This window comes from Legionella sp. PC997 (genome assembly GCF_014109825.1).
Lineage (GTDB): Bacteria > Pseudomonadota > Gammaproteobacteria > Legionellales > Legionellaceae > Legionella.
The window spans coordinates 2,605,152-2,626,391 of the sequence record NZ_CP059576.1; the positions used below are offsets into that span (position 1 = coordinate 2,605,152).

Genomic DNA, 21,240 nt, shown 5'->3' on the forward strand with positions numbered 1-21,240 from the left:
TAAATTCACTTAATATCATTGCATTACGATGACGGAGCGGAATCGAGCTTTATTGGACATCATATCGTTAAAAGCTTTTTCCGCTTGTGCAAGTGAATATGTTTGAATCATGGGACGAATTCCGGTCAATGCACAAAACTGTAATGTTTCTTCTATATCTATTGCACTACCAGATGGCCAGCCTTTAATCGATCGATTATTACCAATAAGCTGAGTTGAAATAACTTCAATTGGATCATTAGAGGCTCCCACAATAATAAGCTCTCCTTTATTTCCTAAAGCATTAATTAAAGGAGTAATTGATTTTCCACTAGGAGCAGTAGCCAGAATAACTCGAGCACCGCCTAATTTTTGTAACTCGAGAACGACATCTTGCTCATCAGAATTTAAATAAATATGAGCACCTAACTTTTTAGCAAGTGTTTCTTTGTCAGCACCTGAAGAAAGAGCAACTGTTTTAAATCCTATTTTATTAGCAAATTGAATTGCTAGGTGCCCAAGGCCCCCTACTCCTTGTATTGCCACTAAATCACCCGCACGAGCAACGCTATGTCGCAGTGCATTAAATGTTGTTATCCCTGCACACATTAATGGTGCCGCTTCAGCAAAAGAAAGCTCATCGGGAATCGATGCCAGGGCTTCCACAGGAGCTATCATATATTGTGCATAGCCACCATCATAATGTAATCCGGTAATCTGATGATGTTCACAGAGAATAAAATCACCATGTCGACAAGGGAGACATTGTCCACAACGTGCTCCAGCCCAACCGACGCCAACCCTTTGGCCTGGTTTCCATTTGGTGCAATTCGGCCCAATTTCGTCGATTATCCCAGCTATTTCATGCCCTGGAATTCTAGGTAATTGAAGATCCGGCCATAAATTTTCTTTCACAAATAGATCTGAATGGCATACCCCACATGCTTCAACTTTAATACGTACTTGATTTGCTTCCGGCTTTACTAAGTTTTTTTCAACAGTTTCCCATTCTCCAGATTGATTCACCTGAACTGCGATCATTCTTTTCATTGCTCATATCCTTATGCCAGTCAAAAATGGATGGCTACCTTGCAGGTTAAAGCCCTACTCTCCTGATTGTAGACAATTCATGCAGAATTTCACGATGAACATCTATTTCGCATATATTTATAGCGAATTATCCCTAAAATCTAAGAAAAATTTGAGCGCGGATTTTTAGATGTTTTACCCCTTGAGAAGGATTATAATGCTTAAATATGCTTGAATGACAATTGCTTACTTCGATACGGGAATATTATGAATACTCTGGATTGGCTAACAAAACTTATCGCTTTTGATACGACCTCACGCAATTCCAATTTATCCCTAATAGAAACGCTAGCTAATGCATTAAATGATTATCATATTAATCCCATTTTAATTCATGACAATAAAGGTCTTAAAGCAAATTTACTTGCAACCCTCCCTGATCGGCATGGTCACCTCGATGGGGGTCTTATTTTGTCTGGCCATACCGACGTAGTACCCGTGGATGGACAATCATGGGATAGCCACCCATTTCAAGCAACGCTCAAAAACGAGAAAATATATGGTAGGGGAGCGTGTGATATGAAAGGATTCATTGCTGTAGTTATGACTCTCATTCCACAGTTGAGGGCGCTTAATCTCGATTTTCCCATACACTTCGCTTTTTCTTACGATGAAGAAATTGGTTGTCTTGGCGCGCCAAGCCTTATTGAGAAAATGACTCATTTAAATTATAAACCCAAAGCATGTATCGTAGGTGAACCAACCTCAATGCAACCGGTGATCGGGCATAAAGGCATACAATGCTATCGCTGCCAAATTCACGGAGTGGCGGCCCACTCTTCACTCACCCCTCAGGGATGTAATGCGATAGAACATGCTGCATCATTCATTACTTATCTTCGCCATATGGCGGATCAGTTCAAAACTCAAGGACATCATGATACCACTTACGATGTACCCTACACTACAATTTCCACCAACCTCATTCAGGGTGGAAATGCTTATAATACAATTCCCAGCCTGTGTGAATTTGTTTTTGAAATTAGAAACTTAGTGGCAGATAACCCAGAACAACTATATCAACAAATCATGAATTACCTAAATGCCCAACTAATTCCTGCTCTACATAAAGATCAAGTGAGCGCACATCTGAGTCTAGAAACACTCGCTAAAGCACCAGGACTGGATACACCCTTATCGGAACCTGTTGTGCGTGTTGCCCAGGCCATTTGTAAGACCGAAGAACAATTAAAAGTCGCTTATGCTACAGAAGCAGGATTATTTCAACAAGCAAAAATACCCACGATTGTTTGTGGCCCCGGTAGTATTGAACAAGCACATCGTGCTAATGAATTCGTGGAACTGGAACAATTAAATCGATGTGAACAATTTATTCTCAAACTGGTACAATCACCTTTTCTTAGACGCTCTGTATAAAAAAATGATAATTCTATATATCCCATTCCATGAACATAATGATCTCGTTTCCAACGCAATCCATTGGCAAAAAACACTTAAAGATCAAAAAATACTCATCTTACAACATGGCAATCCAATCAATTATAAATCCATAAAGCAGGAGCAGCTCACCATTTATATACTTGCACATGGGGTTGATTATTTATTAGAGAATTTTCATTTGGCCAGCACTTATCCTATTAGCAACCAAACATCCTACTTGAGTATTGATAAAATAGCAGATCGTTTTAATTGTGATTTTGTCTATGTACATTCTAAAGTTAATGATATAAAGCTTTATTTTTGCAACAATCAAGGCAATCAGAAAGCTATAGCAAAACAATTTCACAAAAATTTACTCTTATTTGACGCAAATATTAGTTATTATACTGGCACTCTTTTTAGTCCTTCCGAGAATAATAAAAAGTATTCTTTTTATCAGGGTCAATGGTACACCAGTTCAACTGTACGGGAAACTTTATATAAAGAATCTTGTAATGATCCAGACGAAAAAATAAATATAAAAATCCAAACTATGCTCAATTTTTTTTCAGAGGCCAAACAAAAGCGCATTGATTTAATCGTTCAAAGGCGAAAAAAAGCATATCATGAACTATTGATGCAAAAGAGAAACAAAGAGTTGGAAAATCAAAAGCTAAATAATGAAGAAATGAACGATAGAGGAGACCACCTTCTGTCCTTAGGATAGCCTAGGATATTGATAATTTAGCGAAGTTGAGAAATCATTCAACCTAGTGTTTTCAGGGTAAAAATTAACCACGTAATGCCAAACATACAATTGGCATATATGTTCTAACTCTATTAAAATAACATGGATAAACCAAAAGTAAGCGTATTTTCACTGGCCTCCTGCCCTAAACTGTTAAGAATCGTTTTATAAGAACCATAGGCTTGCTCACGCTCAAATTCAACGGTAAGATTTAAACCTGGGGTTAAGCGATAATAAGGTCTGATCACATAGCGCATTTGATTTAATCCGCTTCCAACTGCTCCATCTACCGTTTTAGTGGCTAGAATACTACGGACACCTAAACGCAAAAAGAAATTATTCGTTATTTGTGTATCTCTAGATAATTCCAAATCGAATTTAGCACTTCCCTTGTAGTAATAGTTACGTAGATTGGTCGCAATAAAATAAGGCATAATCCCTTCTACACCAATACCTGGTTGCCAATAAGGTGAAACAGCCGGTCGATTAAAATAATTTGCCCCGCCTTTTATTGCCCAAAATTGACTGATTTGATGCCAGTAAAAAATGTCTATATCTGCATTTTCCACCTCTCCTTCACTAAGTTCCGCATCATTGGCAAATAACTCTAACTTATTATAATCGGGCCCATATAAGCCAAGATAGGTCAACCGTTGGACATTATTGAAAGGATCTTCGCCAATATCAAGTGAACTAGCAAAATAAAATCGTGCATGATGACCTGCAGGATGAGAAATTAAAGACTTGTTTATTGGAACGAGTTCATCGACTCTAACAATCGGTCTATTATAATAACCAGTCTTTGCAATTTCGTATTCGGGCTTTTTAAGTCCTTTTGCTACTTCTAAAATCGTTTCATATTGAAAAGCTCGTGCCATTCCGGCCATCATATGATAGAGATGATGGCAATGAAAAAACCACTGACCACTCGCATCGGTGTCGAAGTCTGCTACCGCAGTAGCGCCGGGTGGAACATTAATGGTATGTAATAAAGGGTCATAAGCCCCATGGCCATTACGCAGTATAAACCAGTGACCATGAATGTGCATGGGATGGCGCATCATAGAATTATTGGTAAAAATAATTCGATAACGCTTCCCAGGTTCAATTAAAATGGGTTTGGCTCTGTATTCAGGCAATCCATTAATAAACCATATAAAACGGTCCATATACCCAAATAATTCCATCCGAATAACCCCATCCACGCTTCGGTTTGGGTTATTGGTTTTTACAGCAGCTTTTAAATCTTGATATTTGGTTCCTAGTGTCTTAGAAGATGTTTTTTTATCTATAGGAGTTATGGCATCTCCAATAATGGTTGACTCTAAAGGCATACTCATGGGTTTATCCATGGCCATCTCCCCTTCCATACCCATTGAGGTCTTATCAATGTCAGAGAAGTTCCTCAGCGGATGCCCCATAGATGACATATCCATAGATGACATATCCATAGATGACATATTCATTGAATGGTCCATCGGCATCCTATTTTTTTCCATTCCCTGCATCTTAGATTCTGTTTGCCCATGCTTCATCCTGGCATGCGATGACATCGAATCATGATTCATCCCTGACATCATCATATTAGCCATCATTTGGCGTGTAGTGGGCTCAGGTTCGGGAAAAGGAGGTATTGCTTTATAATCTATGGCTTGGTTAAATGATGTGACTAAAGCGCCAACCGCTGCTCCTACAGTATCAATAGATTCAGCATAAATAATATGAGGCGTATTTTTTTTAATCGCGACCAGAACATCATATGTTTCTCCAGGAGCAATATCAAAACTTTTCAGCGTAAAAGGCTTAACATCATTGCCTTGCACATGCATCATTTTCATTGTTGTATCATGAATTTTCACCCGAAAAATGGTACTGGCACCAGCACCAATAAATCGAAGACGAACAACATCGCCCACCTTAACCAGCGCCTTCCAGGGATTGGTTTTAGGGTGACCATTCAATAAAAACGCGTCATAGGCTACATCGCTGATGTCATAAATGCTCATACGCATTTGCTGCATCATTTTATAGTCATTCATAAGGGCTTTGCGCTCCTTAACATTAGCTCTACGATAATCGTGAATAAATTTAGCTAAGGAAGGCTGCAGGGGAAGGTTTGGTGAAAAATAATCCCCATCCTTCTTTAAATTAGCAAAAATTTGGTTGGCGGGATAATTGCTCCAATCCGATAAAACAACCACATAATCCCTAGTATAAGAATAAGGAACCGGTGTTTTTGGAGCAATGAGAAACGCCCCATAAAGTCCTTCTTGTTCTTGCACATCTGCATGGGCATGATACCAGTAGGTCCCTGCTTGATGAAGTGTGAAGCGGTAATGGAACACTCCGCCGGGTGGGATCGCTTTTTGACTAATATTTTCCACTCCATCCATTTGCCAAGGTACAAGAAGCCCATGCCAGTGAATTGATGATCCCTGATCTAATTTGTTGTAAACGTTGATCCTAACGTGTTCTCCTTCCTTAAAATGAAGTGTCGGTGCTGGAATTTGATTATTTACAGAAATAGCGCGTCTCATCTTCCCTGCATAGTTCACCATTTTATACTCTATCACTAAATTGATAGTACGCTCTTTATTGACAGCGGGAAGCATAGCCCCATGAATTACTTTTTTTCTTATGTCTTTTTTTATCTTAGAGGGAATATTTGGGGTTGATAAAGTGATGCTGGGTGGTGCATTCGTATGATGTTCATGTTGTGCTAATAAAAAACTAGGAAATAAAAATAGAACAAATGAAACAATGATTAATTTTAAATCTCTTCTTGGCATATCACTGTATCCTTGATGATTATGTTCCATTTTTCTTTTGGTGATAACGTCTTTCACAGATACTCACTTATCTCAGTGATGATATGATAGGCGGTAATTATTTTATTTGATTGAAGATCTTTATCGAACCAATTTTCTATAAAAATCACTTTTTTTACCATAGACTTATGTTTATAAGCAAATGAATATGAATTGGTTGCCAATTCAAGTATATCCTACATGCAAACTCTTCTTGGACTCGCTTCAAACACAGCCCTGACTCGCTTAGGGGATACTAACCCAGATAAAGTGTATGTGCATATGTTAAAAAAAATTGGGGGCGGTGGCTTAGAAACTAAAGTAGTTTAGAAATAAACCATCTTCATTTTCTTACATTGATTTTGGTAGGCCGTATAGGGTTCGAACCTATGACCAAGAGATTAAGAGTCTCCTGCTCTACCAGCTGAGCTAACGGCCCTTATAAATGGAACGGTTAACATTAGATTATTAACTGTTAAAATACTAGCTGATATTGATAAATTTTCCAACTACTTGAGAGACCATATCAAACAACATGTTTCCTAGATCTTATACGAACTCGAAGAGAAGCAAGGGAATCCCGCAGACTTGCCACGGGATGAGGATTAGGGTCCCACACATTAATCAGCAAAGCTCTATTTACGCTTAACTCGGAGACTCTACAGGATAGAGCTTTGGGAGGGAATATTTTTCTCGATACGCAAGGAATAGAAAACCGAGAACACCCATTGCCAGAGTCACAGGGATAACCCCTATTCCATAAACAAAGGCTCCTGCTTCACGAATACCCCCATTTTCATTGACTACAAAACCTATAATCGTGTGGAACGCATAACCAAAAATCATGATTATCATATTCGCGATTGCCGTAGTGAGGCCAGCAAGATGCTCTGGAACATAGGTAGACACCTTATAAATAGCCAGAATCTGATAAGCACAACACATTCCGACCAATATAAAAGACATCGTGATACTGGATACATTTAACATACCTGTAACAAGCGCAGTAAAAATTAGACACATCGTTATTCCTGCTGCGATGATTGTACCTAGGTAATATCCTGATTTTTCGGCAATCAAACTTAAAACTGGGGAGCCAAAACACATTCCTATAAAAATCATTGAAGGTAAATAGTTTGCTTTTGAGGCATCCAAACCATATACCTGTTTTAAAAAACCAGAGCCCCAGACATCAGAAAAACCTTCAAGAGGGCCTAACATAAACCCTGCAAAACAGCACATAAGAATTACTTTTTTGTTGGTAAAAACTGTTTTGATGTTAGCAAGAACGGATGTATGAAAAGTTGGTTTCTCATCAGGGACAATAAAATAAGTTACACAAGCAAGGACGAGGCCAAGAGCAATAAATACTTCAACGACCATTTTATAACCCACAGCATGACACATATAACTAACAGGACCGCCACCATAAACAGCACCTATAAGCCCGATCATTACTGAAAAACTAAGCATTCGAGAAAAGTGCTGCTCTTTAAATGTCATACGTATTATTTTAAATGTTCCCAAAATTGCCGCGGAGGACCCTATACCAATAAGCGCTCTTCCTATAAGTGGATACATCCAATGATCCGCAAAGATAAGCGGCAACAAGCCAATAACTGGAAGCAAAATGCATAAAGTCATTACTTTTCTCGGCCCAAAACGATCCAGCATAATACCGATTGGCAAATGCATTAAAGAGTAGCCAAGATAATAAACCCCAGAAAATTGCCCAAATACTGTCGCATCAATATGGAATTGCGAAGTAATATCATCCATCATAATATTGGGCATAACCCTAAGAACATATTGATATGCATAAAATATTGACGCAATAAGCCAGACAAACCAGGCAACAACTCTTGATGTAGACATATAAATCCTCAAAAAACAAGCAGCTAATAGAAGCACTTTGATTACAACCTATGCATTAGAAAATCATTTTAATGCATTTGTTTTGAAATTTTATTGCAAATATAGGGAATTATTTCGATTATTTGGATTTTAATTTTAAATTATTAACATTTATTGGATAAAAATGCTAATATTTAAAATATTCATGTTATTTTTAAAAAATTTATGGATCGTACTGATAAAAAAATATTAGATATCCTGCAGTCGAATTGTCAAATTAACAATCAAGAGCTTGCCGATATGGTAGCGTTATCCCCCTCTCCTTGCCTTCGTCGCGTCAAATTATTAGAAGATAATGGTTATATTAAGAAAAAGGTTGCTCTTCTTGAGCCCGAAAAATTGGGTTTAAAGTTATCTGTGATTGTGTTAGTTGGATTAAATAGCCACCAACCCGCAGTCATGAGTCAATTTGAGGAAGCAGTTCGTTTTCTACCGGAAGTAGTACAGTGTTATTTAATAACCGGCCAATCTGCAGATTACGTTTTAAAAGTAATCGTACCGGATCTCAACGCATACCAATCGTTCTTATTAGATAAATTGACACGTATCAATGGGGTGACGAGTGTACAATCAAGCTTTATATTAAGAACTATTTGTGAAACAACCACACTTCCACTCGATCATCTCGATTAAATTGTTCCTCTATGCATTTTGGAAGAATTAAAAGAGATATATTCACCAACTTACTTTTTAAAAGTGTTATAGTTTTCTACTTAACCAATTGAAAATTAAAATTTTCTCATAATTAGCTCTCCTCATATTCCCAAGTTATATAATTTAAGGTAATACTTAATTCAAAGCTTCATTGTGTATTTATAAAAAAGAGCAGGTAGCAGGTGTTCGCTGTTTTAAACTGCATACTTGTCATTGGTAAAAGGAAATAAAATGACAAAAACAGTCGACTATCTACTTCTTGGCGGCGGCCTTTCTTCTGCATTTGCAGCCGACACATTAAGAAAAGAAGGCGCTACCGGCAACATTACTATTATCTCGGAGGAACCTTTCCTTCCCTATCTGCGTCCTCAGCTTGCCAGAGGGTTTCTGACTGGAAAACGAAAAAAAGAACAATTTATTATATTCAATGAAAGCCACTATATAAAAAATGATATTGATGTCTTGCTCCATACCAAAGCTTTGTCTGTTGATCCGAAAACCAAAACAGTGAGAACAGATCATGCTGGAACTTTTAGTTTTAAGCATTTACTTATTGCCACAGGCTGTGCCCCTAAAATAGTTGACCTACCAGGAAGCAAGCTCGATAAAATCTATTATTTGAAGACGATCATGGATGCACAGCCACTCATTCATGAAATAGAACAAGCAAAAAATGTAGTGATTGTCGGAGGAAGCTTTATTGGCATCGAGATCGCATCTTTGTTGGTTAAAAACAATGTAAAAGTCACGATTATCGCAGAAGAGTTTCATTTATTTAATGTAAGTTCCTCTGCGGAAGTAGCTGCTTTTATAACTAGCAATGGTGTCGAAGTACTTCTTCATGAAACAATAAAACAATTTAATGGCAAGAACAAAGTTCAGTCAATAGAGACCAATACCGGAAAAAATTTAGCATGTGACTTTGTACTTATTACCGACCAATATTTTCCTTCTATTGAGTTTCTTCAAGACAGTGGAATTCAGATCGATGATGGCATTGTTGTGAATCAATACCTGCAAACCAATAAAGAAGGAATTTACGCTGCCGGTGATGTTGCTAATTTTTTTGATCCTGTATTTAGAAGATATCACCGAAACGGAGGGGTTGATAATGCAATCAAGCAAGGAAAAATTGCAGCATTAAATATGATGGGAATGAGAAAAAGCTATAACAGCGCTTCTTATTTTTATCTCCACGCATTTGATAATTACATTGAGATAATTGGTGATACAGCTGATGCTACGGAGCGCATAGTAAGAGGCTCAATTAAAGAAAGAAACTGTGCCTTGTTTTATCTAAAAGATGGATTATTACAAGGGGCTTTTTTTTCCGGACGTCCAATCGAAGAAATTAAAGCGGCCGAATCCCTGATCATCAATCGAGTTAATATAGAGTCTCATAAGAAAAAGTTATTTGATATTAACTACCCCCTGGAAGAAATTGCAATTCAAACAGTTCTTACCCTACAAGGTGGTGGCGCTCTTGGTGCTTTTGAGTGCGGAGTGGTTAAAGCAATGGAAGAACATGGAATTTACCCAGATATTGTTTCTGGGATTTCTATTGGTGCCTTTAATTCTGCAATTATCGCCGGAAATCCCAAACATGCTACTGAAGCCTTAGAAGGTTTTTGGAATGATCTCGCTCAGGATATGTTCAATGTTTCTGATGAACAAATACGACGTTTTCTCGCTTCCTGGCATACAATAATTTGGGGAGCACCCAACTTTTTCCTCCCAAGATGGTCTATGCCGATTTTTAGCGTGGATCAATTACCCATTCACTGGACAAGTTTTTACGAGACCTCGTACGTTAAGGATCTTTTACGCAAGTACATTGATTTTGACAAGTTAAAAGACAGCCCGGTTCGATTATTGGTAATGGCGGTTAACGTTGAAACATCTGAATTTGAAACTTTTGATAGTTATACAGATGACATTACCCCGGATCATATTTTAGCCAGTGGAAGCTTACCCCCTGGATTTCCATGGACAACCATTAATAATAAACATTACTGGGATGGTGGCATCATAACTAATACCCCTATTGATTCAACACTTGAGGTCTGTGGTCAATCCAACAAAAAAATCTATATTGTAGAACTCTATTCACGAAATCGGTCGCTTCCAAAAAATATGATTGAGGTTCTTTCAAGAAAAGATGAGATTTTATTCTCAGAAAAAATAAGGAAGGACATACATACTACTGATCTTATCAATAATTACAAAAAATTAATTGAGCAAATTTTAAGCTATTGTGAACCTAGTCTAGCAGAAGAGATTCGACACTTCCCCACTTATATTCAAACAATGGGTGATCCAGGGATACAATCCATTACGAGGATTATACGAGAAGTAGGCAGAGAAGATCCCTGTGCATGGGATTCTGATTTTTCAAGGGAAACTATAGAGCAACATAAAAAAAATGGTTATAAGGCTATGAAAAATGTATTAAAAAAAGAGGTCTTAGTCCAGCGTAAACAATAAGGATCATCATGCTCTGGGCCCTAATTTCTTTATTTTTTTTCTGGCTTGTTTTCCGAGAGCTCACGGGTCGCTTACCTATATCTCGAGGTTATCTTATCGTATCGTTGAGCCTGGCTTTGTTGTTTGCATGGCCTCCATTTCACCACTGGCGTTTCGAGCGTTTTTTAACTCATGTAGCCAACCAACTCACTGAAGGGCGTCCTGCAAAAGTTCATTGTAATACCTTATTTGATACACTTTTTGATGAACAACCTAGAGTGTACGGCCATGCTGATCCTAAAACCGGATACATTGTCATCCAATACCCCAAATGCTCCTTATTGATGAGTTATGTAAAGCATCCTCAACGTGCAACACTAGATGAACTGATCAGTTTGAATATTTTAACTCATGAAAGCATGCACGCGCGCGGAGAATATAATGAAGCAAAAACTGAATGTGAAGCAGTACAACGAAATTATCGCACTGCCAAACTGCTGGGAGTACCCGCCAATATTGCGAAACAAAATGCTCTTGATTATTATAAAAATTTTTACCTTGCACGCAATGATGGTTATTTCTCAAAAGAATGTGCTCCGGGTAAAGCAATGGATGATCATTTAAAGGATTCAACTTGGGATGAATCAGTGCCTTAATGTACCAAGATGACCCTCGGCAAACAACCGCGGTAATATCTGTTGCCCCAAAATTGAAGCAAATTGATATCCGCTCGTCTTGAAATGAGCATCTAACCATACCAAATAATCTATCTCATTTCCTGGAATAGGCGTTCTTTCAATACTGACAAAATAAGTTCGCATCACTAACAATGCATCTTCATAAATGGCCTTTGCTTGGAATTCTTCATAAGGCCTAATCGATCGAATACTCACATTTAACTCTTCTGATAATTCCCTTCTCAATGCCTCCTCATCCGTTTCTCCAGGCTCAATCTTACCTCCTGGCACAATATATTCATTGGGTGGTTTTCCTCGTTTATGCACTGCCAATACCCGATGCTGGGCATCAAAAATTAATGCTCCCGCTTTAAAGATCGTTTTTATTAATTGATGCATTTTCTATCCTCCAGTGAACTATTTAATTCGTTTAAAATGGCTGTCGAAGGATTACTAATCGCACGCTCGGATGTAGTAAAAACCGCATCACAGTGTTCACATTGATGTTGTTGGTGTGGAACTACTGCGAGTAGCTCCTTATCAAAATGAGCATGGAAACAACTAGGACAATGGATGCTGGTTAAATAAAGTCGAAGTTCAGGAATTGCTTTTTGTATTTGCAATGTACGGACCATTTCAATATCCAAAAGCATCCCATTTACCCAAACCTCGCTATATGTATTATCAATAACTCGCTTATTTTCACCATTGTAAGCATGAACATGGATAGCGCTTTCTTCCAAGCGTTTTGCAGTCCAAATAATCGAAGGATTAGATCCCCAAATCTGAAATCCACCTGGATATTGGGTATTATCTAAATTTATTTTTCGTTGGGGCATTGTTGAGGGTCTTTTTACTTGATCATCAAGCATCTCTTTGAATCGAATAAGCGGATTTACAACACAACGCGTACTAGACAAGGTTGAATTTCCACAAAAACTACAATAGTGTTCAAAAGAAGGACGAACCGAAGCTAAGTCCTGATCAAGCAATTCCGAACCACAATGAGTACAATTCAAACTTACGGTTTCCACATCAAAAATGGAGCTCATGGTGTAGCTCAAGGCACTCGCTTCGGTAATTATCACATTTTTTTCTTGCCAGACTAGCTCAACTTCAGGGTACGATTGATCAATTATTTTTTTACCCGAATGAGTCATTCTTGCATGAATATGGACCCCACGATCAAATTTCTTACTATGGCAATCGAAAACAGCAGGTAAAGCACCCCACGCCGCTACACCACCGGGAAAATTATCCAGATTTATTGAAATAGGTCGATGTCTTAAAATTGAAGTGTCATTTAGCATATGAGATACCTTAAAAAAAATAAATTAAAGTATCCCTCGCCCTACAAGTTGAATAAAACATTACAAATCGGGAGGAATCGAGAATAGATGTAATCATCAACTTGCGTGGATAAACAGAATATAAGGAAAAGTTTTTTGCCTGTCAATAAAAGACAATTCTAGAATGGGTTGACTAACACTAATCATTTCAAGGAATATAAGGTATTAATATTTCACGATAAAAACCGCAAATAAATAATAATGATAAAAACACCCCCACTCCATACGATGATCAATTCATGTTAAAGAAAATACTGTGTCTTTTGTCATTAGGCGTAGGGTTGTTAAGCTGCAATAAAAATATTGAACAGCAAATCGCTGTACCACCTAAAAAATTTCCTTCCAGCACCAAGGATTATAAACCTGTTGATGATTTGCCTTACATTGCTTGGTGGCAACAATTTCATGATGTAGAATTAAATCAATTGATTGAGGCTGGTTTGAACAATAACATGGACATTCATATTGCCATAGGAAATTTACAACAAGCACAAGGCGAATTACGACAAATCAAACTCAGTTGGATTCCTATCGTACAAATATTTGCAGGCTACTCCACCAACCCCGCCCTTGGAGCGCCTGGTGCATTTTATGGGGTCTGGCCCTATTATTTTCTGAACATTATGAAACTTTATACCCAACAAAAAGAAGCCACATTTAATGTTCAATATCGTGTCGCAGCAATTGAAGGAATGCGTTTGGCATTAATTGGCCAGGTGGCGTCTGCTTATTTCACTTTAATCGCTCAAGTAGAACAATTAAGATTATTAAAACAATTAGACAGAGACTTAAAAACCTTAATTAAATTGGGCAGCGGAGACATCAAAATCGGTTTGGAGAATGAGATTATTTTGGCTCAATTGCAAACTGATGAGCGATTGATTGCGGCTCAAATAAAACCTATTTTGCATAATATTGTATCCAGTGAGAATGCAATTCGATATTTGCTCAATGAAAATCCCGGTAGAATAAAAAATAAAAATAATTTTGCCAAAATAGACTTTTCCCATTTTAAGCCGGGCAGCTTACCCGCTACGGTATTAAATAATCGTCCAGATTTGAAAATGGCGCAATATGCGTTAAATGCCTCGCGAGCAGCCATTAATGTTGCCTATAGTGATTTCTTTCCCGGCTTGCAGTTAGATGCCTTTCTAGGCGAAGTAGATTTGCCCAGCAGTAATTTTGCTGAAACAACCGATGCCTACGTCAATTGGACACTTAGACCCAGTTCTTTAGGAAAAATTGCAGCTCGTAAAGGGGCCTACAATACAAAAATTGCTGAATTTAATAAAACAGTCCGACGTATTTTAAAAGAAGTGGATACCGATTTTTCTGCCAATAAACGAATGAATGAAAAATTTATGGCTTATATACATGCTGAAGAGGATTACCGACGTAAATACAATTTACAAAAAGGATTGCTAAAAACCGGATTAATTTCTTATAAAGAATTAATACAAAGCAAAATCTATTTAGATAACCTGGCCCTCTCAACAAATCAAGTTAAGTTGGAACTCGCAATGTCCTTGGTAATTTTGTATCAAGACTTAGCAGGGGGATATGCTAGCAATAAGTAGGGTATTGAAATTCATTGTAGCTGGAAAAGCTCAGTTGGGATAGGGTTTCGATCCACGATTCCCAGAGGCTTCAGGCTATATAATTAATGGTAATTTGGATTTATGATCAATTTAGTCAGATATCGCGAACGCATGAGAAATGGATTTGTCCGACTGAAACGTTGGAGCACCATAGCGAATGTCATCATTTTTATTGGTATTCTAACCACCATTATTTATATTTTTTCTTTTTTATTTCCTTTTACGGATAATGCATTTGTCGTCAATAATGTACGCCCAGTTGCAGCACTTACTAATGGCTATATTACGAATCTTTATGTGCATAATGGCGATGTAGTCAGAAAAGGTCAAAAGCTTTTTACTGTATTTCAAAAACCCTATATCTATGCAGTGGAACAACTTCAAGCTGATTTAGCTAGTGCAGAGGCCAAATTAGAAGCCGTAAAAACGACTTACGAACGCGATCTAAAACTTAGTGAGAATGAGCAAAAGAATTACATTAAATTCAAGCAAGACGACCAAAAATATAACAAAGGTTATTTATTGAAATCTGTTTCACTCATCACCTTACAAAATTCACAACAAGAAACGAAGGCAGCTAAAGATAAATGGGACGCCGCATTAAAACAATTGGAAATTGATCAGCATCAAATAAAAGCACAAGAAAATGAAATTAAATCCTTGGAGGCACGATTAAAAAACGCTCAGGTGAATTTGGAACAAACCGAAGTTTATGCACAAACAAATGGAATTATTCAAAATTTATTTTTTAGTGTTGGAACCCCCGTGAACATCAATCAGCCTCTATTTTCCTTAGTTGATATGGATAATATTTTCATTCAAGCAAATTTTAATGAAACGGATCTAGGCCATGTCCATAAAGGCGCTGAGGTATGGATATTTCCCCGAATGTATCTGGGAAGAAAAATGTTTCATGGGGTGATTGAGTCAGATTATTGGGCGGCAAATCGACAATTGGTAGATAATCGTACTCAGTTACAAAACGTCATCAATGAAAATCAATGGATCTTATTACCCCAAAGACTCCCTGTGATTATTCGCATCACCGATCCTGATCCTTATTACCCGCTACGCCTAGGAACAAGTGCTTATGTCTATATCAAAGTTTAAGCAATGGCTTGATGAAGTCGATCCCTATGCATTACAACGGATTACCCTTTATAAGTGTCTCTTTGTTGCTACTGTAGAGGTTTATGTTTATTGGTTATTTCAACCCGTCAGTTTCCTTGCTTTTATCTCACCCTTTTTTTTGGTCGCTCTTTATGAGGCACCCGTTCTCTCCACATTTAAAGAAAAAGAAGGTTTACTAATTTTTATCACTGTTGCCGTCATTTTCATCAGTGTTTCCTATTATCTTGTTTACCCCTTTCGTGGTGTTTTTTTCTTTTTTTCAGTATTTGTGTTAGCAGTAACCTATTTTTACGTTTTAAAATATTTTTATGCTTTAAAAAATTTAACTATGCTACTTATCGCGACAGGAGCAGTTGTTTTAAGTACTGAACCCCCTGCTAATCTTGAGGTTGCATACGGTTTGATTTCATCAACGTTATTATCAATGACATTTGCACTGATTAGTTTGAGATGTTTCCCTAATATGTATTTGATCGTATGGAACAAAGGTTTGCAAAAATTCATTCAATACCTTGAAAAAGATATTGAAACGGCGTTCAATCAGGATCAAAAAAGTCCTATAGGGGAAGAAATTCTCCATTTGGGAATGGTGCGAAATTACCGACGAATGCTCCCCAAGAAATATTTAATGCAAAGTTATCGTGTTTCAATAAACATCAGAAATATTCAACATGCATTAGACAATTTATATTATGAGACAAAAAATGAGGTGTTTTGGAACGGTGTAAAGAATAATCTATTTAAGCTGAGAAAAAACATGGGGACCTATACGCCCTGCGGAACCCCATCACTTCCTATAGAACCTCAAACAAAATTACAGCATCATATTGTACGTTGTTTACAGCAAGCGTTTATCCATTGGAATAAATTATGCTCTCTGCGGCAAAACTGAAAAAAAAGCTTGATTATGCACGATTTACGCAATTGGCAATCATGTTTATGGTTGCCATGTGGATTTATTTATTTACAACAATCCCTCATAAATGGTGGGTTTTACTGACAGTCATCGTCATCAGCGCAGGAATTGAACCTGGCTTTATTATCAGACGGGCAATTCATCGCATTGGAGGTACTTTTGCAGCCTTAACGATTTTAATTCCCCTAATTTATCTAATGCAGTTGAATTATCGATTAATTCCTGTCGTATTTATTATCAGTATCATAGGACTTGCGGTTTCTTCATTAAATACCAGACGCTACGACATTAGTGTTTTTTTTATCACTTTAGTAGTCTTTTTACTCTTAGCACAAACCACTGAAGCAAATTCTCCTCAAGGACCATTTGAAATGGTACTAAATCGTGGTATTTGCACATTAATTGGTATCTTTATTGTTTTAGTTGGTGATTATTTTTTATTTCAAGCTTATCGTTACTCTCAAAAACTTTATTTATTTCATCAATTAATGGTATACAATTTTTTTAACGATATGATGCAAGAAATAGTCAAATGTCGGGAACAAAAAATTAATACTTTTCTTTTTGTTGAAAAATTACGTAACGAGGTAATCAAAAATTGTACCCCGATCGCGATAAGCTCTGAAAATTTAAAACTTGAAGTTAAAATAAACCAAGAGACCAAAAAACGAGTGGATATCTTTCAGGAAACAATTTGGGATATACGCAGGCTTTTATTTGCATTGTGTGTTTCGGAGTTTGTTTTACACTCATCCTCAACTACTGAAAAACATTTACAACAGTTTAAAGTCCTAATGGATAAGGCAAAAAAAAATTTTATTTATACGGAAGATACAGAGTGACCATCTCTTTGATTCGAAAAGTTTAGACAAAGTACTTGAGTGTACTACAACAAGTACCTTGCCCACCTCTTTTGTGTACCTTCAAAAAAAATTACTTGCAATCACTAATTGGGTTTACATGCAAACATTGGTTCTATTCTTAAGGCCCGTCTCTTTTCCTCAATAACCTTATTTAAAATTTTTAATTCACTCACGGCAGCAGTTTTCCTTTGCTCCAAATCCGCAATACATTGATTCAAGCCACTTACTCTATCAGAAGTTTGTGCAATTTCAGTGAGTAGAGTCAGTGCATGATGTTCATAAGAAGTCAGGGGAGAAAAACCTGCCGCTTGTCTTCCAAGATATCGGTCAGTTTGATCCGTGTCACAAAGCACTCCCTTAAGGGTTTGTTGAAACCCAGCCTCCGCTTCTACGACCTTTTCAAATGTTAGCTCATGTGCTCGTTGATTCTCTTTAAGCTTTGATAAACGCTCCGATAAAATTTTTATTGTCGCCTTGTGTTGATCAATTCTATCTTCAATCGAAATAAAATGAGGTCCATATTCTCGATTAATTTTGATTAATTGGGGCAAATCTAGGCTCTTAAAATATTGACGAAGCTCAAAAGCTGTTTTATTTGGAAATCTTGCCATAATACATTCCTGATATCTAAAAAAACAAGATAATATCACTTTTTAGCCAGATTAAAACTATTTTATCATTATGGTTATTTAAGAGTCGTATTTTAACAAACTCATACACATTATGACGTTTCGATTAAGGAGTTAGAATGCTCAGTAACCACCAGAGTATGGAGTAAATTAATTTTTATAAGCTCAGCTAGAGTCTTAGTTCCCATTTTACGCATCACGTTCGCACGGTGAACTTCTACTGTAGATATAGAAATATCAAGGGTATGAGCTATTTGTTTATTTAATTTTCCTTCAATTACTAAATCCATCACCTGGCGCTCACGTTTAGTCAAACGTTCTAACCGTTCATAAAAATCAGATTGCGGTTGAAGAGAATGGGAGTGGATTTTTTTAAGGCATTTTTGAGTAATTTCCAGTAAATGCTGATGATTTACAGGCTTAAGAATAAAATCAGTAGCCCCTGCTTTCATCGCTCGTACGGCCATTGGAATGTCCCCATAGCCCGTGATCATGATGATTGAAAGCTGATTTCTGGATGCATTAAGATGCTCGAGCAATTCTAAACCACTCATAAGCGGCATCCGCACGTCGATAATCAAACATCCTTTTTGCATGGAATCATAACTATCAAGAAATGCTTCAGCATTTTCATAAGTGCGTACTGGAATATTTACAGACTCAAATAACCACCGGAATGATTGACAAATTTCTGGATCATCATCCACTACAAAAACAGCCGAATTAGCAAAATCCATCTTTACTTCCTTGAAATAAAAAATATAAATACTGGAGCAAAAATCATCACGTTTCCCACATAGCAAAACAAAATGATTTAAAAGTGATTAAAACTCCTTATTCTATTTCGCTTTCTAATCTAGGGTTTACCCCAGCTTCAGCCAAGGTAAAGGCTAACTAGTCATTTTACGATAAATTTTTGAATAATATCGAACCCACTTAATCTAGCATTAAAAAGAAGTAATATCCAATTCACCAGGAGAATCATGCATGGAGAAAAAGATAGCAGTTGTTACAGGAGGAACCGGAGGAATAGGTACTGCAATTTGTAGACGTCTCGCAACGAATTATAAAGTAGTTGCTTGTTACTTTAAAAATGGTAAACATGATGAAGTATTGCAGTGGCAAACCCTTCAAAAAAAATCCGGACATGATATCGAAATTCTCTTTGCTAATCTGGTTAATTTTACTGATTGTGAATCACTCACCAGTTCAATTATTGAGCGTTTTGGCCGTATTGATATTTTGATCAATAATGCCGGGGCTACCTGTGATGTGAACCTAAAAAAAATGGAACCTCACCATTGGCAACAAGTAATTGATGCGAATTTAACGAGTACGTTCAATATTACACGGAATGTGCTTCCCTTCATGATTGAGAAAAATTATGGGCGTATTGTTTGTATTTCATCAATTAATGGTCGGAAAGGTCAATTTGGTCAATGCAATTATGCTGCTACAAAATCTGCTTTATTTGGGTTTGCCAAGAGCTTGGCTTTGGAAGTTGCAAATAAAGGAATTACAGTAAATACTATTTCTCCTGGCTATATTGAAACATCGATGATTACTACGTTAAAAAAAGAAGTACTCGATAAGATTACAAGCGGTATTCCTGTTGGACGACTAGGTAAACCAGAAGAAATAGCCAATGCAGTTTCTTTTTTAGTCGGTGAGGAAGCAGGATTTATCACTGGGTCGAACTTGGATATTAATGGTGGTCAATACATGGGAGCTTAGTTCTTCATAGCTATCATTTAAATCGCATTCGAGTGAGGATGCGATTGATTTTAAGTATTTTTTTGGGGAGATCAATCATGCCAAAGCTTCCTCATAATATCGAACTCATAGAAGTAAATAAAGAAGAGTTACCCCCTCTAATTGCTTCATCCTTATCCAAGGGGATTACCGAAAAAAAAATATTATCTGACTCATTTGGTGCTTATTATCTAATCAAAAAACCGGATGCCTTAACTGTAAACGATGTATTCAAAGGGTATCTTTCTCATGAAGAACTAAATAATCCTTCTTTTGATGCGATGGAACATATTTTTTCAATAAAGCTTGAAGGTGCTTTCCTCGAAGTTTTGATTCCACGTTTGGCAAAAAAAATGTTTGCCGATATTCTAGTTGTCCCCGAAAACCATCTACATATTGATAAGGACCGATCAATTGGGGTCATCTCCAAATTCATCAAGGGTTTCTCTGAATTTTTATCACAAAAAGAAACAATCAAGACCGCCCCATTATTTGATCGCAATTACTTGCCTACACGAGCAAATTTATCACTCACCTTAGAAGAAGCAAAAATTCTTGGCCAATTATATGCAGTGGCGTTAGTTTTTAACTTATGGGATATATTAAACTCCAAACTACTTAACTCAGGCTATTGTGTGGAAAGTGATGGAAGCAAACGCGCTGCAATTGTGGATTTTGGTTGTGCGGGTATTCTGAGTTACAAAGGGCGTCATGCTGATACGTTGGCGTTGGATGATCCCAGTTTTTCTCCGACTAAGAGCATCAGTTATTCATTTTTTGGACAAAACTATCGTGATCATTATCGCCACGGTTATGCCCTGCCCTTTGATAAATTGGTAGGACCCCTTTTACCGCATACAATAATCCCTGATTTATTCAATATGTCTGGGGAGGATATGATTAGTCGTACTATGCTCGATGGCTTTTGTCAGGCCATTACTGTCGCAGAAAAAAATATGGCACAAAATCCTCATTTATTGGAAGAGGTATTAATGCAATCAGAGAACGCATTCACTCTAGACTCCACCTTACAAGCTCATGAACTAAAAACTCACTTGAATACCGAGTTCTATGGAAAACCGAAACAAAACGCAGATACTCTGATAACCCTGATTCAACAACGTCTTATCAGTACTAAAATGCTTATCGCTCCATTTCGGGCCGGGATACCGGCGCCTTTAATCCAAGAAGAGATCCGAGACTGTTATTATTATGCTCAGTGTTGGTCGAAAAGTTAGCTCTCGTAAACGGATATAAAATAGAAAGATTTGCTATTTTATAATTTTGTGTA

At 37.2% G+C, this 21,240-nt stretch carries 19 protein-coding genes and 1 tRNA gene; 12 read left to right on the forward strand and 8 right to left on the reverse strand.

Going from position 1 to position 21,240, the window contains the following annotated elements:
* Positions 1-15: 15 nt before the first annotated feature.
* A complete protein-coding gene (locus HBNCFIEN_RS11205) occupies positions 16-1,029 on the reverse strand; it encodes an alcohol dehydrogenase (RefSeq protein ID WP_182391168.1) in 1,014 nt (337 codons plus the stop codon).
* 246 nt (positions 1,030-1,275) lie between these two features.
* Between HBNCFIEN_RS11205 and argE the strand changes: the two genes are divergently transcribed.
* Entirely contained in the window at positions 1,276-2,445 is a 1,170-nt protein-coding gene (gene argE, locus HBNCFIEN_RS11210; protein ID WP_182391169.1) for an acetylornithine deacetylase, read from the forward strand.
* Between the two features lie 4 nt (positions 2,446-2,449).
* A complete protein-coding gene (locus HBNCFIEN_RS11215; RefSeq protein ID WP_182391170.1) occupies positions 2,450-3,175 on the forward strand; it encodes a hypothetical protein in 726 nt (241 codons plus the stop codon).
* A gap of 113 nt (positions 3,176-3,288) precedes the next feature.
* On the opposite strand, the gene HBNCFIEN_RS11220 is transcribed toward HBNCFIEN_RS11215, so the two are convergent.
* Positions 3,289-5,985, reverse strand: a complete 2,697-nt coding sequence (locus tag HBNCFIEN_RS11220; RefSeq protein WP_182393686.1) for a multicopper oxidase domain-containing protein — start codon at positions 5,983-5,985, stop codon at positions 3,289-3,291.
* Between the two features lie 219 nt (positions 5,986-6,204).
* On the opposite strand from HBNCFIEN_RS11220, the gene HBNCFIEN_RS17730 reads away from it, so the two are divergent.
* The gene (locus HBNCFIEN_RS17730; protein ID WP_255464197.1) at positions 6,205-6,333 is read left to right on the forward strand and encodes a hypothetical protein; all 129 of its coding nucleotides are present in this window, start codon (positions 6,205-6,207) and stop codon (positions 6,331-6,333) included.
* 33 nt (positions 6,334-6,366) lie between these two features.
* Here the strand turns inward: HBNCFIEN_RS17730 and HBNCFIEN_RS11225 are convergent.
* Together HBNCFIEN_RS11225 and HBNCFIEN_RS11230 are read right to left on the reverse strand one after the other, a co-directional pair.
* Positions 6,367-6,442: transfer RNA gene (locus HBNCFIEN_RS11225), tRNA-Lys, on the reverse strand.
* Between the two features lie 206 nt (positions 6,443-6,648).
* The gene (locus tag HBNCFIEN_RS11230) at positions 6,649-7,878 is read right to left on the reverse strand and encodes an MFS transporter (protein WP_182391171.1); all 1,230 of its coding nucleotides are present in this window, start codon (positions 7,876-7,878) and stop codon (positions 6,649-6,651) included.
* 204 nt (positions 7,879-8,082) lie between these two features.
* On the opposite strand from HBNCFIEN_RS11230, the gene HBNCFIEN_RS11235 reads away from it, so the two are divergent.
* The 3 genes from HBNCFIEN_RS11235 (at position 8,083) to HBNCFIEN_RS11245 (ending at position 11,690) form a co-directional block, all read left to right on the forward strand.
* Entirely contained in the window at positions 8,083-8,550 is a 468-nt protein-coding gene (locus HBNCFIEN_RS11235; RefSeq protein ID WP_182391172.1) for an Lrp/AsnC family transcriptional regulator, read from the forward strand.
* Positions 8,551-8,802: 252 nt separating this feature from the next.
* Positions 8,803-11,055, forward strand: coding sequence for an FAD-dependent oxidoreductase (locus HBNCFIEN_RS11240; protein WP_182391173.1), 2,253 nt, complete (start codon positions 8,803-8,805; stop codon positions 11,053-11,055).
* An 8-nt stretch (positions 11,056-11,063) separates the two neighbouring features.
* On the forward strand, positions 11,064-11,690 hold the full coding sequence (locus HBNCFIEN_RS11245; protein ID WP_182391174.1) for a hypothetical protein: 627 nt from the start codon (positions 11,064-11,066) through the stop codon (positions 11,688-11,690).
* Here the strand turns inward: HBNCFIEN_RS11245 and HBNCFIEN_RS11250 are convergent.
* A complete protein-coding gene (locus HBNCFIEN_RS11250; protein ID WP_182391175.1) occupies positions 11,679-12,110 on the reverse strand; it encodes an NUDIX domain-containing protein in 432 nt (143 codons plus the stop codon). The genes HBNCFIEN_RS11245 and HBNCFIEN_RS11250 overlap by 12 nt on opposite strands.
* On the reverse strand, positions 12,098-13,021 hold the full coding sequence (locus tag HBNCFIEN_RS11255; protein ID WP_182391176.1) for a hypothetical protein: 924 nt from the start codon (positions 13,019-13,021) through the stop codon (positions 12,098-12,100). Before HBNCFIEN_RS11255 ends, HBNCFIEN_RS11250 begins: the two co-directional genes overlap by 13 nt.
* A gap of 278 nt (positions 13,022-13,299) precedes the next feature.
* Between HBNCFIEN_RS11255 and HBNCFIEN_RS11260 the strand changes: the two genes are divergently transcribed.
* The 4 genes from HBNCFIEN_RS11260 (at position 13,300) to HBNCFIEN_RS11275 (ending at position 17,547) form a co-directional block, all read left to right on the forward strand.
* The gene (locus HBNCFIEN_RS11260; protein WP_182391177.1) at positions 13,300-14,637 is read left to right on the forward strand and encodes a TolC family protein; all 1,338 of its coding nucleotides are present in this window, start codon (positions 13,300-13,302) and stop codon (positions 14,635-14,637) included.
* Positions 14,638-14,739: 102 nt separating this feature from the next.
* On the forward strand, positions 14,740-15,768 hold the full coding sequence (locus HBNCFIEN_RS11265; RefSeq protein ID WP_182391178.1) for an HlyD family secretion protein: 1,029 nt from the start codon (positions 14,740-14,742) through the stop codon (positions 15,766-15,768).
* A complete protein-coding gene (locus HBNCFIEN_RS11270) occupies positions 15,749-16,681 on the forward strand; it encodes a hypothetical protein (protein WP_182391179.1) in 933 nt (310 codons plus the stop codon). The genes HBNCFIEN_RS11265 and HBNCFIEN_RS11270 overlap by 20 nt, the downstream gene beginning before the upstream one ends.
* The gene (locus HBNCFIEN_RS11275) at positions 16,660-17,547 is read left to right on the forward strand and encodes an FUSC family protein (RefSeq protein ID WP_182391180.1); all 888 of its coding nucleotides are present in this window, start codon (positions 16,660-16,662) and stop codon (positions 17,545-17,547) included. The genes HBNCFIEN_RS11270 and HBNCFIEN_RS11275 overlap by 22 nt, the downstream gene beginning before the upstream one ends.
* A gap of 104 nt (positions 17,548-17,651) precedes the next feature.
* Here HBNCFIEN_RS11275 and HBNCFIEN_RS11280 read toward each other — a convergent pair whose 3' ends face one another.
* On the reverse strand, positions 17,652-18,179 hold the full coding sequence (locus tag HBNCFIEN_RS11280; RefSeq protein ID WP_182391181.1) for a hypothetical protein: 528 nt from the start codon (positions 18,177-18,179) through the stop codon (positions 17,652-17,654).
* A gap of 110 nt (positions 18,180-18,289) precedes the next feature.
* Positions 18,290-18,934 carry a response regulator transcription factor gene (locus tag HBNCFIEN_RS11285; protein WP_182391182.1) on the reverse strand — a complete coding sequence of 215 codons (645 nt, stop codon included), beginning with the start codon at positions 18,932-18,934 and terminating at the stop codon, positions 18,290-18,292.
* Positions 18,935-19,184: 250 nt separating this feature from the next.
* Between HBNCFIEN_RS11285 and phbB the strand changes: the two genes are divergently transcribed.
* Together phbB and HBNCFIEN_RS11295 are read left to right on the forward strand one after the other, a co-directional pair.
* Positions 19,185-19,931, forward strand: coding sequence for an acetoacetyl-CoA reductase (gene phbB / locus HBNCFIEN_RS11290; protein WP_182391183.1), 747 nt, complete (start codon positions 19,185-19,187; stop codon positions 19,929-19,931).
* 77 nt (positions 19,932-20,008) lie between these two features.
* Positions 20,009-21,187, forward strand: coding sequence for a hypothetical protein (locus HBNCFIEN_RS11295; RefSeq protein ID WP_182391184.1), 1,179 nt, complete (start codon positions 20,009-20,011; stop codon positions 21,185-21,187).
* The last annotated feature ends 53 nt before the right edge of the window (positions 21,188-21,240 follow it).

Bases quoted from the DNA above. Each gene is read 5' to 3' on its own strand.
- HBNCFIEN_RS11245 (WP_182391174.1), top strand. From the start codon at position 11,064: ATGCTCTGGGCCCTAATTTCTTTATTTTTTTTCTGGCTTGTTTTCCGA.
- HBNCFIEN_RS11240 (WP_182391173.1), top strand. From the start codon at position 8,803: ATGACAAAAACAGTCGACTATCTACTTCTTGGCGGCGGCCTTTCTTCT.
- HBNCFIEN_RS11205 (WP_182391168.1), bottom strand. From the start codon at position 1,029: ATGAAAAGAATGATCGCAGTTCAGGTGAATCAATCTGGAGAATGGGAA.
- argE (WP_182391169.1), top strand. From the start codon at position 1,276: ATGAATACTCTGGATTGGCTAACAAAACTTATCGCTTTTGATACGACC.
- HBNCFIEN_RS11260 (WP_182391177.1), top strand. From the start codon at position 13,300: ATGTTAAAGAAAATACTGTGTCTTTTGTCATTAGGCGTAGGGTTGTTA.
- HBNCFIEN_RS11235 (WP_182391172.1), top strand. From the start codon at position 8,083: ATGGATCGTACTGATAAAAAAATATTAGATATCCTGCAGTCGAATTGT.
- HBNCFIEN_RS11215 (WP_182391170.1), top strand. From the start codon at position 2,450: ATGATAATTCTATATATCCCATTCCATGAACATAATGATCTCGTTTCC.
- HBNCFIEN_RS11285 (WP_182391182.1), bottom strand. From the start codon at position 18,934: ATGGATTTTGCTAATTCGGCTGTTTTTGTAGTGGATGATGATCCAGAA.
- HBNCFIEN_RS11230 (WP_182391171.1), bottom strand. From the start codon at position 7,878: ATGTCTACATCAAGAGTTGTTGCCTGGTTTGTCTGGCTTATTGCGTCA.
- HBNCFIEN_RS11295 (WP_182391184.1), top strand. From the start codon at position 20,009: ATGCCAAAGCTTCCTCATAATATCGAACTCATAGAAGTAAATAAAGAA.
- HBNCFIEN_RS11265 (WP_182391178.1), top strand. From the start codon at position 14,740: ATGATCAATTTAGTCAGATATCGCGAACGCATGAGAAATGGATTTGTC.
- HBNCFIEN_RS17730 (WP_255464197.1), top strand. From the start codon at position 6,205: ATGCAAACTCTTCTTGGACTCGCTTCAAACACAGCCCTGACTCGCTTA.
- HBNCFIEN_RS11220 (WP_182393686.1), bottom strand. From the start codon at position 5,985: ATGCCAAGAAGAGATTTAAAATTAATCATTGTTTCATTTGTTCTATTT.
- HBNCFIEN_RS11250 (WP_182391175.1), bottom strand. From the start codon at position 12,110: ATGCATCAATTAATAAAAACGATCTTTAAAGCGGGAGCATTAATTTTT.
- HBNCFIEN_RS11280 (WP_182391181.1), bottom strand. From the start codon at position 18,179: ATGGCAAGATTTCCAAATAAAACAGCTTTTGAGCTTCGTCAATATTTT.
- HBNCFIEN_RS11270 (WP_182391179.1), top strand. From the start codon at position 15,749: ATGTCTATATCAAAGTTTAAGCAATGGCTTGATGAAGTCGATCCCTAT.
- HBNCFIEN_RS11255 (WP_182391176.1), bottom strand. From the start codon at position 13,021: ATGCTAAATGACACTTCAATTTTAAGACATCGACCTATTTCAATAAAT.
- phbB (WP_182391183.1), top strand. From the start codon at position 19,185: ATGGAGAAAAAGATAGCAGTTGTTACAGGAGGAACCGGAGGAATAGGT.
- HBNCFIEN_RS11275 (WP_182391180.1), top strand. From the start codon at position 16,660: ATGCTCTCTGCGGCAAAACTGAAAAAAAAGCTTGATTATGCACGATTT.